The sequence below is a fragment of the Streptomyces sp. NRRL F-5122 genome, from assembly GCF_001507435.1.
GTDB classification, from domain to species: Bacteria; Actinomycetota; Actinomycetes; order Streptomycetales; family Streptomycetaceae; genus Streptomyces; species Streptomyces lannensis.
This window is the reverse complement of record NZ_LMWH01000228.1, coordinates 335,363-347,322: the sequence shown is the minus strand read 5'-3', so window position 1 is coordinate 347,322 and position 11,960 is coordinate 335,363. Positions and strand designations below refer to the sequence as shown.

Annotated in this window: 10 protein-coding genes; 6 read left to right on the top strand and 4 right to left on the bottom strand. The window is 71.7% G+C overall.

Features of this window, described 5'->3' with window-relative positions:
- Positions 1-186: 186 nt before the first annotated feature.
- The gene (locus tag ADL25_RS22505) at positions 187-1,002 is read left to right on the top strand and encodes a GntR family transcriptional regulator (RefSeq protein ID WP_079050526.1); all 816 of its coding nucleotides are present in this window, start codon (positions 187-189) and stop codon (positions 1,000-1,002) included.
- An 83-nt stretch (positions 1,003-1,085) separates the two neighbouring features.
- On the opposite strand, the gene ADL25_RS22500 is transcribed toward ADL25_RS22505, so the two are convergent.
- Together ADL25_RS22500 and ADL25_RS22495 are read right to left on the bottom strand one after the other, a co-directional pair.
- Positions 1,086-1,874 (bottom strand): hypothetical protein, encoded by a 789-nt coding sequence (locus ADL25_RS22500; RefSeq protein ID WP_059129557.1) that lies wholly within the window; start codon positions 1,872-1,874, stop codon positions 1,086-1,088.
- Between the two features lie 152 nt (positions 1,875-2,026).
- Positions 2,027-3,748 carry a PucR family transcriptional regulator gene (locus ADL25_RS22495; protein ID WP_059129556.1) on the bottom strand — a complete coding sequence of 574 codons (1,722 nt, stop codon included), beginning with the start codon at positions 3,746-3,748 and terminating at the stop codon, positions 2,027-2,029.
- 330 nt (positions 3,749-4,078) lie between these two features.
- Between ADL25_RS22495 and ADL25_RS22490 the strand changes: the two genes are divergently transcribed.
- The 5 genes from ADL25_RS22490 (at position 4,079) to ADL25_RS22470 (ending at position 10,741) form a co-directional block, all read left to right on the top strand.
- Positions 4,079-4,978, top strand: coding sequence for an FAD binding domain-containing protein (locus ADL25_RS22490; RefSeq protein WP_059129555.1), 900 nt, complete (start codon positions 4,079-4,081; stop codon positions 4,976-4,978).
- A complete protein-coding gene (locus tag ADL25_RS22485; RefSeq protein ID WP_059129554.1) occupies positions 4,978-5,550 on the top strand; it encodes a (2Fe-2S)-binding protein in 573 nt (190 codons plus the stop codon). The genes ADL25_RS22490 and ADL25_RS22485 overlap by 1 nt, the downstream gene beginning before the upstream one ends.
- 2 nt (positions 5,551-5,552) lie before the next feature.
- Positions 5,553-7,931 carry a xanthine dehydrogenase family protein molybdopterin-binding subunit gene (locus tag ADL25_RS22480; protein ID WP_059129553.1) on the top strand — a complete coding sequence of 793 codons (2,379 nt, stop codon included), beginning with the start codon at positions 5,553-5,555 and terminating at the stop codon, positions 7,929-7,931.
- A gap of 155 nt (positions 7,932-8,086) precedes the next feature.
- Positions 8,087-9,544, top strand: a complete 1,458-nt coding sequence (locus ADL25_RS22475; RefSeq protein ID WP_059129552.1) for an NCS2 family permease — start codon at positions 8,087-8,089, stop codon at positions 9,542-9,544.
- 45 nt (positions 9,545-9,589) lie between these two features.
- Positions 9,590-10,741, top strand: coding sequence for an XdhC family protein (locus ADL25_RS22470; protein WP_059129551.1), 1,152 nt, complete (start codon positions 9,590-9,592; stop codon positions 10,739-10,741).
- 7 nt (positions 10,742-10,748) lie between these two features.
- Here the strand turns inward: ADL25_RS22470 and ADL25_RS22465 are convergent, their stop codons facing one another.
- Positions 10,749-11,399 (bottom strand): class I SAM-dependent methyltransferase, encoded by a 651-nt coding sequence (locus tag ADL25_RS22465; RefSeq protein ID WP_059129550.1) that lies wholly within the window; start codon positions 11,397-11,399, stop codon positions 10,749-10,751.
- Positions 11,396-11,863, bottom strand: a complete 468-nt coding sequence (locus ADL25_RS22460; protein WP_059129549.1) for an SRPBCC family protein — start codon at positions 11,861-11,863, stop codon at positions 11,396-11,398. The genes ADL25_RS22465 and ADL25_RS22460 overlap by 4 nt, the downstream gene beginning before the upstream one ends.
- Positions 11,864-11,960 lie beyond the last annotated feature (97 nt).

Genomic DNA, 11,960 nt, shown 5'->3' with positions numbered 1-11,960 from the left:
TCGGGACTTGAACCGGAGCGTAAGGTGCCTAAGGTGCTTTACGAGCGGTGAACGGTCCCGAGGACAGTTCCGCACCCGTCCAGCACCACCGGAACCGGAGGAGGAGCCGTGGAACAGGCCCGTTCCCGCCGTGCGGAGGGCTCGGCCGAGACGGGGACCGCGGACGTCCGTGCACAGGCCACTCCCATGCCTTCCCGGATCCGGTCGGCGGACGAGGTGCGTGAGCGGTGCGAGAGCGCCGACCGGGCCCGGGGTGAGCACACTCACAGTGAGGTGCCGATCCCGAGGCCGCGCGTGGCCGACCACCCGCACGGCGACGAGGGGTCCCGAGCGGGTGAGGAAGCGCTCCGCGATGCGCCGGCCGGGAGCGGGCGGCATGTCGTGCAGCGGGCCTCGGTGCGCCGGCAGATCCTCGACGCCCTGCGCACCGCGCTGGTGACGGGGGAGCTGACACCCGGAGAGGTCTACTCGGCGCCCGTGCTCGGCGAGCGCTTCGGGGTGTCCGCCACCCCCGTGCGCGAGGCGATGCAGCAACTCGCCCTCGAGGGTGCCGTCGAGGTCGTGCCCAACCGCGGTTTCCGCGTCGTCGTGCGCGGTGCCCGTGAGCTCGCCGAGCTCGCCGAGATCCGGGCGCTGATCGAGGTTCCGGTCGTGCTGCGGCTCGCCCGCACGGTCCCCGGGGAACGCTGGGCGGAGCTGCGCCCGCTCGCCGAGGCGAGCGGGCGGGCCGCGTCGTCCGGGTGCCGGGCGACGTACGCCGAGTCCGACCGGGCCTTCCATCGCGCGGTGCTCGCCCTCGCCGGCAACGAACAGCTGCTGCGGATCGCGGAGGACCTGCACCGCCGCGCGCAGTGGCCGCTCCTCGGCGGATCCGCCGCGCGCGGCCGCGCCGACCTGATCGCCGACGCCGCCGAGCACTCGACGCTGCTGGACGCGCTGATCGCGCAGGACCTGACGGTGGTGCAGACCCTGGTGCGGGGGCACTTCACAGGGACGCCCTGACCCGCACGGCGTGCGCGACGGTGCGCCGCAGCGGCGACCGCGACGCCGGCCACGGGCGGGGACGGCGCCGCTCGCATCGGGTCCTAGTCGACGTCCGGTCCGGTTCCCGGCTTCACCGACGCCAGCTGCCGGGCGAGCCAGGTCGGTACGCCGCCCAGCAGCCGGAACAGCCGGCCCGCCTCGGCCCGCAGCCGGGAGGCCTCCGGCTCGCTCTCGGTGTCCGCGAGCGAGGCCAGCGCCGGCGCCGTGCCCACCAGGTAGCCCAGCTCCTCGCGGATCCGCAGCGATTCGGCGAAGCCGTGCCGGGCCTCGGCCACCTCGCCGTCGCGCAGGGCGAGTCCCGCCAGATGACGCCAGGTGAAGGAGAGCAGCAGCGGGTCGCCGTACGCCGAGGCGCTCGCATGGGCGCGGCGGTAGGCGGCCTGTGCCGCCTGCGGGGAGCGGGCGAGGTTCTCGGCGATGAGGCCGCGCCGGAAGTCCAGCAGCGCCCGGCCCGGGGCGCCCGGCGGGATCAGCGCGGCGGCCCGGCCCAGAGCGGCACGTGCCTCGTCCGCCCGGTCCCGGACGCCGTGCAGCGTGGCCGCGTAGGCCAGTTGGCCGCGCTCGCACGCGGCGGCGCCCCGTTCCTCGTCGCTGTGGGCCTGCGCCTCGGCCGTGCGCAGCGCGTCCTCGGCGTCCTCCCAGCCCTGCTCCGTGTACAGGCACCGTTCGACGAGCAACGAGGCCCGCTGGAGCGAGGCCTGTGCCGTCTGCGCCTGCAGAAGGGCTGCCGCGTCGGCCCAGCAGGCGCGTGAGCGCAGCCGCCATACCGCGGTCTGGAGTGGATCGTCACCAGCGGTCGTTCCGGTACCAGACATGGCGGTGTGCGCCACGTTGCCCTCCCCGAGCGCGCCATCGAGCTGTTGAGTGGTGGCGGCATTCCAGCACCAATCGCGGCGCCGGGCCAAGGGGGCGGGTGAAGGATTTCACAAAGTCGTGGGACAGAGCGGCACTCCGGACCGCCTTCCGCACCGCCGCGATGACCTCAACTCATGCGCAGTGCCAGGAAGAAATCGAGCTTGTCCTCGAGGCGCGAGAGGTCACGACTCGTCAACTGCTCGATACGCCCGACCCGATAGCGCAGCGTGTTGACGTGCAGGTGCAGCCGGGTCGCGCAGCGGGTCCAGGAGCCGTCGCACTCCAGGAACGCCTCCAGGGTGGGGATCAGCTCGGCGCGGTGCCTGCGGTCGTAGTCGCGCAGCGGGTCCAGAAGGCGAGCGGTGAAGGCACGGCGCACGTCGTCCGGGACGAACGGCAGCAGGAGCACGTGCGAGGCCAGCTCCTGGTGCCCTGCGGCGCTGACCCGGCCCGTCCGGGCCGCGGCGACCCGGCGGGCGTGCCTCGCCTCCTCCAGGGCGCCGCGCAGCCCCTCGGCGGAATGCACGGTCGCGCTGACGCCCAGCGTGAGCCGGCCGTCACCGTCGAGACCGGCGGACAGCGGGTCCCGTACGGCCTCCAGGAGGGCGTCGGCGAGGATGCCCGGCTCGGCGCCCTCGTGCTCGGAGGAGACCGCCGGCAGGGGGACGAGCGCGATGGCCTCGTCACCCGTGTGGGCCACCGCGATGCGGTCGACCTGCTCGGGAGTGTTCGCCTGGAGGTGCTCCCGGCCCGAAATGCCGGCGGGGAGGTCGACCAGGATCTCCTCGAGCAGCGCCTGAGCGACCGGGCCGCTCTCGACGTCCCCCTCGTTCCACTCGACCCGGGCGACGACCACCTGCCAGTGCGGGGCCGTTCCGAGGCCGGGCAGGAGCACGGGTGCGGCGACCCGGAGCCTGGCCGCGATCTCGGCGGGCGCGGCCCCCGTCTGCACCAGCTCGAGGACCTCCTGGGCGAGCCGCCGCCGCACCGTGCGCGCCGCGTCCCGCCGGTCCCGTTCGACCGCGATCAGCTGGGTGACGCCCTGCAGCAGGTCGAGCCGTTCCTCGGCCCATTCGGCGGCGTCCGCCTCGACGGCGAGCAGCCAGTCGGAGAGCACCGTCTCGCGCACGTCCCGTGCCGCCTGGCCGATCCGTTCCGTTTCGGCCACCGCGGGGCGGTGGCCCCAGTTGCGGATCGGGAAGAGCGAGTACGTCGTCGTGCCGACCGTCACCCGGTGCGGTCCGCGGCGGCCGGTGCGCACCGCCGCCAGATGCTCGGCCGCCAGCCGGGCTCTCACGTCCGCCGCGAGCCCAGGGGTCGGGCCGGCGACCGGGCGGCCGGTGGGGGAGAGCACCCAGGCGCGCAGGTCCAGGTCGGAGCCGAGCAAGTCAAGCACGACGTCCGGGCCGCCGCCCGCAGGGCCCGAGGTCATCATCCGCCGGTGCCGGTCCACCACGGCCGCCAGGTCCCCGGCCCGCTCACCGGAGACCTGGCGCACGACGTGCTCGGTGATGGTGGCGAACGCCACCGACTCGTGGACGGCGAACAGCGGCAGCCGGTGCCGGCGGCAGGCCACGACCAGGTCTTCCGGGATGTCGCCCAGCTCGGCCTCGCCGGCGGCGAGGCCGGCGACGCCCGCACCTGCGAGGATGCGGACGAACGGCTCGGAGTCGGCGGCATCGTGCCGCCACGCCAGACCCGTGAGGACCAGCTCGCCACCGGAGAGATAGCGGCTCGGGTCCTTGAGATCCGTGGTCATCACACCACGCACGGTGCGCTCCAGCTCGTCCTCGCCACCCAGCAGCCGCAGGCCCAGCGCGTCGGTGTTCAGCAGTGCGCGCAGCCGCATGTCTCGTCGCCGCCGTTCTTGTCCGGGAATCCACGTTCGATCGGCCGGGGCGCCGGCCCCGGGGTCCCGGAAGCCGGGCTCGCGGTCCCTCCGGCTGTGCGCGGTGTTTCCGGGGGGAACCGGAGAGGTTACTGATGGCCTCCGTTCATATGAATCTACAAGATGGGTTCCCTGGCCAGCCAACTCCTTCATGGTTTCGGTGACTGACCCCGGCGCGGCACGAGCGGTGTACTGGCCTCATTCCGGGTTGACAGCAGCAGACGAGCCGGGCCCGCCGCACCGATCCCGGCTCGATCCGTACGACCCACGAGACGAAGAAGAGAGCCGGTCATGGACTTCCTTCGCCCCGCAAGCTGGGAGGAGGCGCTCGCCGCCAAGGCGGAGCACCCCACCGCCGTGCCCATCGCGGGCGGCACCGATGTGATGGTCGAGATCAACTTCGACCACCGCAGGCCCGAGTACCTGATGGACCTCAACCGCATCGGCGAACTGTACGAGTGGGAGGTCGGCGAGGACAGCGTGCGGCTCGGGGCCTCGGTGCCGTACACCAGGATCATGGAGCATCTGCGGGCAGAGCTGCCGGGCCTGGCCCTCGCCTCCCACACGGTCGCCTCCCCACAGATCCGCAACCGTGGCGGAGTCGGCGGCAACCTGGGCACCGCGTCCCCGGCCGGTGACGCCCACCCCGCGCTTCTCGCGGCGGGCGCCGAGGTCGAGGCCGAGTCGGTGCGCGGCTGTCGCCGCATCCCGATCGACGCGTTCTACACCGGTGTGAAGCGCAATGCGCTGGCGCCCGACGAACTGATCCGCGCCGTCCACGTCAAGAAGGCCGACGGTCCGCAGCAGTACTCGAAGGTCGGCACCCGCAACGCGATGGTCATCGCGGTGTGCGCCTTCGGGCTCGCCCTGCACCCCACGACCCGCACCGTGCGCACCGGCATCGGCTCCGCCGCACCGACGCCCGTCCGGGCGAAGGCCGCGGAGGACTTCCTGAACGCGGCGCTCGAGGAAGGCGGCTTCTGGGACAACGGCCGGATCATCGCTCCGTCGGTCGCCAAGCAGTTCGCGGACCTGTGCTCCGCCGCCTGCAACCCGATCGACGACGTCCGGGGCACCGCGAGTTACCGCCGGCATGCGGTGGGTGTCATGGCGCGCCGGACCCTCACATGGACCTGGGAGTCCTACCGCGGCACCGAAGGCGCCGCTTTCCGGAAGGGAGGAGCCGCGTAATGCGGGTCAACTTCACCGTCAACGGACGCCCGCAGGAAGCGGACGACGTCTGGGAGGGCGAGTCGCTGCTCTACGTGCTGCGCGAACGCCTCGGGCTTCCGGGCTCCAAGAACGCCTGCGAGCAGGGCGAGTGCGGTTCCTGCACGGTGCGCCTGGACGGACTGCCGGTGTGTTCCTGTCTGGTCGCCGCCGGGCAGGTGGAGGGCCGCGAGGTCGTCACCGTCGAAGGGCTCGCGGACCACGCTGGGCAGCGGGCCTGCGGATCGGACGCGGGCGGTACCTCGCTGGACGAGGCGAAGCAGTGGCAGGCCGAGGGCGCCGACTCGCAGGCCGGTGAGGGCGTGGAACTCTCCCCGATCCAGCAGGCGTTCATCGACGCCGGTGCCGTCCAGTGCGGCTTCTGCACCCCGGGTCTGCTCGTGGCGGCCGACGAGATGCTGGAGCACAACCCCGACCCGAGCGACGCGGACATCCGTGAGGCGCTGTCGGGCAATCTGTGCCGCTGCACCGGATACGAGAAGATCATGGACGCCGTCCGCCTGGCGGCGGCCCGGCAGTCCGAGGGGGTCTGAGCATGCCCAACGGCGTTCCCACAAAGATCACGCAGGGCTCCCGGACGAAGGGCGGCATCGGCGAGTCCACGCTGCGTCCCGACGGCATCCTCAAGGTCACCGGGGAGTTCGCCTACTCCTCCGACATGTGGCACGAGGACATGCTGTGGGGGCAGATCCTGCGCTCCACGGTCGCGCACGCCGAAATCGTCTCGATCGACACGGGCGAGGCTCTCGCCACACCCGGCGTGTACGCCGTCATGACCTACGACGACCTGCCGACCGAGGTGAAGAACTACGGCCTGGAGATCCAGGACACGCCCGTCCTGGCCCACGGCAAGGTCCGCCACCACGGCGAGCCGGTCGCGATCGTCGCCGCCGACCATCCGGAGACCGCGCGGCGCGCCGCCGCGAGGATCCGGGTGGAGTACCGCGAGCTGCCGGTCATCACGGACGAGGCGTCCGCGACGGCCCCGGAAGCGCCCCTCGTCCACGAGAACCGCACCGACCACCACATCGGCCATGTGCCGCACCCCAACATCGTCCACCGCCAGCCGATCGTCCGCGGGGACGTGGCCGAGGCCCGCGGGCGGGCCGACGTGATCGTCCGGGGCGAGTACCACTTCGGCATGCAGGACCAGGCCTTCCTGGGCCCCGAGTCGGGACTCGCGGTCCCGGCGGAGGACGGGGGCGTGGACCTGTACGTCGCCACCCAGTGGCTCCATTCCGACCTGCGCCAGATCGCACCCGTCCTCGGCCTGCCGCCGGAGAAGGTGCGGATGACGCTGTCCGGTGTCGGCGGCGCCTTCGGGGGCCGCGAGGACCTGTCGATGCAGATCCACGCCTGTCTGCTCGCACTGCGCACCGGCAAGCCGGTCAAGATCGTCTACAACCGGTTCGAGTCGTTCTTCGGCCATGTCCACCGCCATCCCGCGAAGCTGTACTACGAGCACGGGGCCACCCGTGAGGGGAAGCTGACCCACGTCAAGTGCCGGATCGTGCTCGACGGCGGCGCCTACGCCTCCGCGTCCCCGGCGGTCGTCGGCAACGCCTCCTCGCTGGGCGTCGGGCCGTACGTCGTGGACGACGTCGACATCGAGGCCGTCGCCCTCTACACCAACAACCCGCCCTGCGGCGCCATGCGCGGTTTCGGCGCGGTCCAGGCGTGCTTCGCCTACGAGGCGCAGATGGACAAGGTGGCCAAGGAACTCGGCATGGACCCGGTCGAGTTCAGGCAGCTCAACGCCATGGAGCAGGGCACCCTCATGCCGACCGGACAGCCGGTCGACTCCCCGGCCCCGGTCGCCGAACTCCTGCGCCGTGTCAAGGCGATGCCGATGCCGCCGGAGCGCCAGTGGGAGAGCTCCGAGGGCCCGGACGTACGGCAGCTGCCCGGTGGCCTGTCGAACACCACGCACGGCGAAGGCGTCGTCCGCGGTGTCGGCTACGCGGTCGGCATCAAGAACGTCGGTTTCTCCGAGGGCTTCGACGACTACTCCACCGCCAAGGTGCGCATGGAGGTGATCGCGGGCGAGCCCGTCGCCACCGTGCACACCGCCATGGCGGAGGTCGGCCAGGGCGGCGTCACCGTGCACGCGCAGATCGCCCGCACCGAACTGGGGGTCGGCCGGGTGACCATCCAGCCGGCCGACACGCAGGTCGGGTCGGCCGGTTCGACGTCCGCCTCCCGCCAGACGTATCTCACCGGTGGTGCCGTGAAGCACGCCTGCGAACTGGTCCGCGAGGAGGTTCTCGACAAGGGCCGCCGCAAGTTCGGTTCGTACCATCCGGCCTGGGCCACGGCCGAACTGCTGCTGGAGAGAGGGAAGGTGGTCACCGACGCGGGCGAGGTGCTCGCGGACCTCGTGGACGTTCTCGGCGACGAGGCCGTCGAGCTGGAGCGCGAGTGGCGCCACCGCCCCACCGAGCCCTTCGACCTGCGCACCGGACAGGGCAACGGCCATGTCCAGTACTCCTTCGCCGCGCACCGCGCCGTGGTGGAGGTCGACACCGAGCTGGGGCTGGTCAAGGTCGTCGAACTGGCCTGCGCCCAGGACGTCGGCAAGGCGCTCAACCCGCTGTCCGTCGCCGGCCAGATCCAGGGCGGTACCACCCAGGGCCTGGGCATCGCGGTCATGGAGGAGATCGTCGTCGACCCGAGGACCGCGAAGGTGAAGAACCCCTCCTTCACCGACTATCTGATCCCCACCATCCTCGACACGCCGACCATCCCGGTTGACGTGCTCGAACTCGCCGACATCAACGCCCCGTACGGGCTGCGCGGTATCGGCGAGGCTCCGACCCTGTCCTCGACTCCGGCGGTCCTGGCGGCCATTCGCGACGCCACGGGCCTGGAGCTGAACCGGACGCCGGTACGGCCCGAGCACCTCACGGGCACGTGAACCTCCGGCAGCCGGGCAGGTGAACTCCTCCGGGGGACCGTGTCCCCCGGCCCCCGATGTTCGTCTCGGGCCGTCCCCCGGGTCGTGCAGATCCCCTGATCCCGTGTCCGTCACGGCGGTTGCACGGGTGCCCCATGAGCTAGGGAGACGGCAGCATGACCCAGCAGTCCGTGGACTCCAGGACCACGGCCGAGGACGCGGGCGCGGGAACCCGCGTCCCGGCCGGCCGGTCCTGGCTCGACCGCTACTTCCACATATCCCGGCGAGGCTCCACCCTCGCGCGCGAAGTGCGCGGCGGCGTCACCACCTTCATGGCGATGGCGTACATCCTGTTGCTCAACCCCCTGATCCTGTCCGGCAAGGACGCGGCCGGGGACACGCTCGGCCGTCAGGCGCTCATCACCGCGACCGCGTTCGCCGCCGCCTTCACCACACTTCTGATGGGCTTTGCCGGCAAGGCGCCGCTCGCCCTCGCCGCCGGCCTCTCGGTCTCCGGTGTTCTGTCCTCGCAGGTCGCCCCGCAGATGACATGGCCTCAGGCGATGGGGATGTGCGTGGTGTACGGCGCGGTCATCATGCTTCTGGTCGTCACCGGCCTGCGTGAGATGGTCATGAGCGCGATCCCGCCGGCGCTCAAGTACGGCATCACCATGGGCATCGGCCTGTTCATCGCCCTCATCGGCTTCTACAAGTCCGGTTTCGTGCACCAGGGCAAGGCCACCCCCGTCACTCTCGGGCCCGCCGGACAGCTGACCGGATGGCCCGTCCTGCTCTTCGCCGGAACCCTGTTGCTGATCTTCATGCTCCAGGCCCGCAACGTGCCCGGCGCCATCCTCATCGGCATCGTCAGCGGCACGGTCGTCGCCTCGGGCCTCAACGCACTGGGTGTCGTCGACGCGAACTCCTGGGCGAGCGGCGCACCCGAACTGCACGGCAGCGCGATGTCGATGCCGGACTTCTCGCTCCTCGGACACGTCGACTTCGGCGGTTGGGGCGACGTCGGCGCGATGACCGTCGGCCTGATCGTCTTCACGCTGGTCCTCGCCGGTTTCTTCGACGCGATGGCCACCATCATCGGCGTCGGCACGGAGGCCGGACTCGCCGACGACAAGGGCCGTATGCCGGGTCTGTCCAAGGCGTTGTTCATCGACGGCGCCGGCGGCGTGATCGGCGGTGTCGCGGGCGGCTCCGGGCAGACGGTGTTCATCGAGTCGGCCACGGGCGTCGGCGAGGGTGCCCGCACGGGACTCGCCTCCGTCGTCATCGGGCTGTTCTTCGCGGCCTGTCTGTTCTTCACCCCGCTGACGGCGATCGTCCCCCAGGAGGTGGCCTCGGCGGCCCTGGTGGTCATCGGGGCCATGATGCTGATGAACGCCCGTCATGTGGACTGGTCCGACCGCGCCACCGCGATACCGGTCTTCCTGACCGTGGTCCTGATGCCGTTCACCTACACGATCACCACCGGCGTCGCCGCGGGTGTCGTCTCGTACGTCGCCATCAAGGCCGCGCAGGGCAAGGCGCGAGAGATCGGCGCCTTCATGTGGGGGCTGACGGCCGTCTTCCTGATCTATTTCGCCCTCAACCCGATCGAGAGTTGGCTCGGCGTCCACTAGACGCCCCGACCGCCCTTCCGCTCACGTCGTCAAGGAGACCGAGAGATGCTGGACATCGCCGAAGATCTGCACCGGTGGGTCGAGCAGGGGCGCGACTTCGCCGTCGCCACGGTGGTAGCGGTCGGCGGCAGCGGTCCTCGCGGGCCAGGCGCCGCCCTCGCGGTGGACGCCGACGGCACGGCGATCGGCTCGGTTTCCGGCGGCTGTGTGGAGGGCGCGGTCTACGACCTGTGCCTGCAGGCGCTGGAGGACGGCGAGGTGGTCCTGGAGCGTTTCGGCTACAGCGACGAGGACGCCTTCGCCGTCGGGCTGACCTGCGGCGGCGTCATCGACATCCTCGTCACGCCGGTGCGGGCGGCCGATGCCGCCCGCCCGGTGCTCGCCGCAGCGCTTGCCGCCGCCGCCCGCGGCGAGGCCGCGGCGGTCGCGCAAATCGTGGGCGGTCCGGCCGACATGCTCGGCGGGGCGCAGCTGGTACGCCCCGACGGTGGGTACGAGGGAGGATTCGGCGCCCATCCGGAACTGGACCGCACGGTGGCGGCCGAGGCGGCCGCCTTCCTTGAGGTCGGCCGGACGGGCACCCTGGAGATCGGGGAACAGGGCTCGCGTTGCGGTGCACCGCTCACGGTCCTGGTGGAGTCCTCCGTTCCCCCGCCGCGGATGATCGTGTTCGGCGCGATCGACTTCGCCTCCGCGCTCGTCCGTGTCGGCGCGTTCCTCGGCTACCGCGTCACGGTGTGCGACGCGCGCCCGGTCTTCGCCACCCGCACCCGCTTCCCCGAGGCCGACGAGATCGTCGTCGAGTGGCCGCACCGGTATCTGGAGCGCACGCATGTCGACGGCCGCACCGTCCTGTGCGTGCTGACGCACGATTCCAAGTTCGACGTGCCGTTGCTGCGGCTGGCGCTCGGCCTCCCGGTCGCCTACGTCGGCGCGATGGGCTCGCGCCGTACGCATCTGGACCGCACCGCGCGCCTGCGCGACGTCGGTGTCACCGACCTGGAGCTGGCCCGCCTGCGCTCACCGATCGGTCTCGACCTCGGCGCCCGCACACCGGAGGAGACCGCGCTGTCCATCGCCGCGGAGATCGTCGCGGCCCGGCACGGCGGCAGCGGCGTCTCCCTCACCGGCGCCCACACCCCGATCCACCGCGATACGACGCCCCTCTCTCCGGGGCGGATCGTGTCACCTGCCTGATGGGGGATCAGACCGGTCTGCGGGCGAGGAGGTAGGCCTGCGGGGTCCTCTCCCCAAGGCCGTCGGCCGCCCGCACGAGTCGGGCGACCTCCTCGAAGCCTGCGCGGACCAGCAGTTCGGAGATCCGCTCCGGCGGATGGCGGTAGACGTCCAGCGCGAGCTCGTGCCCGTAGGCGTGGTCGAGGTGCACACACTCGTCGCCGACCTTGAAGGCCATGAGGAGATGTCCGCCGGGAGCGAGCACCCGGTGGAACTCTGCGAAGACCACGGGCAGTTCCCCGGGCGGGGTGTGCACGGTGGAGTACCAGGCGAGAGCCCCGGACAGCTCGCCGTCCCTCAGGTCGAGGCCGGTCATCGACCCCACCTCGAAGCTGAGGGCGGGGTAGGCCTGCCGGGCGACGGCCACCATCCGCGGTGACAGATCGATCCCGAAGGCGTCCAGCCCCAGCTTCTCCAGATAGGTCGTGATCCGCCCGGTACCGCATCCGAGGTCTCCGACGAGTCCGCCTCCGCCGTCCAGCACCCGCTCCGCGAACACCCCCAACATGGCACGGTCGAAGGGCATGTTCGCCAGTTCGTCCCGGAGCAACCTGTCGTAGTCCTCGGCCACCCTGTCGTACGAGGCCCGGGTCGTCAGATGGTGCTCGGTCTCCGTCATGCTGGTGGACTGTAGACGTCGCCACCGACACCGGGGCCCGGATCCCGGGCGAGCAACCCGTCCACCGCACGTCCGAACATCCTTCGTCCCGCCCACCCGAGCAGCCCGTCGAAGAGCGCGGGCAACAGTCGGACGGCCAGATCCTCCCGCCACACCACGCGCGAGCCCTCCGTGCCCAAGGGGTGCACCTCGATCTCCGCCCAGCCGGTGACGAGCCTTCCCTGCTTGACCAGGCGGCACAGCGTCGGCGGGCGCCACCGGGCCACCCGCATCGGATCGTCGAAGGTGAGGGGACCGAGACCGGTGCGGGCCACGAAGACCGTGCCCTCGGCCGTGGGCTGCGGGGTGAGCACCGAGACCCGGGTCAGCGGCACCACGGCGCCGTGGCGCGGCCAGTCCGTGAGACGGCGCCAGGCCTGTTCGACGGTGAGCCGGGTGACGCGTTCGACGAGGATGAGGACCACCGGTGGATCGTAGGCGGGGCCCGGCGATTCCTCCGTCAGGCACGCACACATGGACAGAGCGTGAATTCAGGGCAGGAGGGGTGACAGGGGGCGTGCT

What these genes read in the sequence shown, in the direction of transcription:
- ADL25_RS22505 (WP_079050526.1), top strand. Translation starts at nt 187, where the DNA reads ATGCCTTCCCGGATCCGGTCGGCGGACGAGGTGCGTGAGCGGTGCGAG.
- ADL25_RS22495 (WP_059129556.1), bottom strand. Translation starts at nt 3,748, where the DNA reads ATGCGGCTGCGCGCACTGCTGAACACCGACGCGCTGGGCCTGCGGCTG.
- ADL25_RS22490 (WP_059129555.1), top strand. Translation starts at nt 4,079, where the DNA reads ATGGACTTCCTTCGCCCCGCAAGCTGGGAGGAGGCGCTCGCCGCCAAG.
- ADL25_RS22485 (WP_059129554.1), top strand. Translation starts at nt 4,978, where the DNA reads ATGCGGGTCAACTTCACCGTCAACGGACGCCCGCAGGAAGCGGACGAC.
- ADL25_RS22480 (WP_059129553.1), top strand. Translation starts at nt 5,553, where the DNA reads ATGCCCAACGGCGTTCCCACAAAGATCACGCAGGGCTCCCGGACGAAG.
- ADL25_RS22475 (WP_059129552.1), top strand. Translation starts at nt 8,087, where the DNA reads ATGACCCAGCAGTCCGTGGACTCCAGGACCACGGCCGAGGACGCGGGC.
- ADL25_RS22470 (WP_059129551.1), top strand. Translation starts at nt 9,590, where the DNA reads ATGCTGGACATCGCCGAAGATCTGCACCGGTGGGTCGAGCAGGGGCGC.
- ADL25_RS22465 (WP_059129550.1), bottom strand. Translation starts at nt 11,399, where the DNA reads ATGACGGAGACCGAGCACCATCTGACGACCCGGGCCTCGTACGACAGG.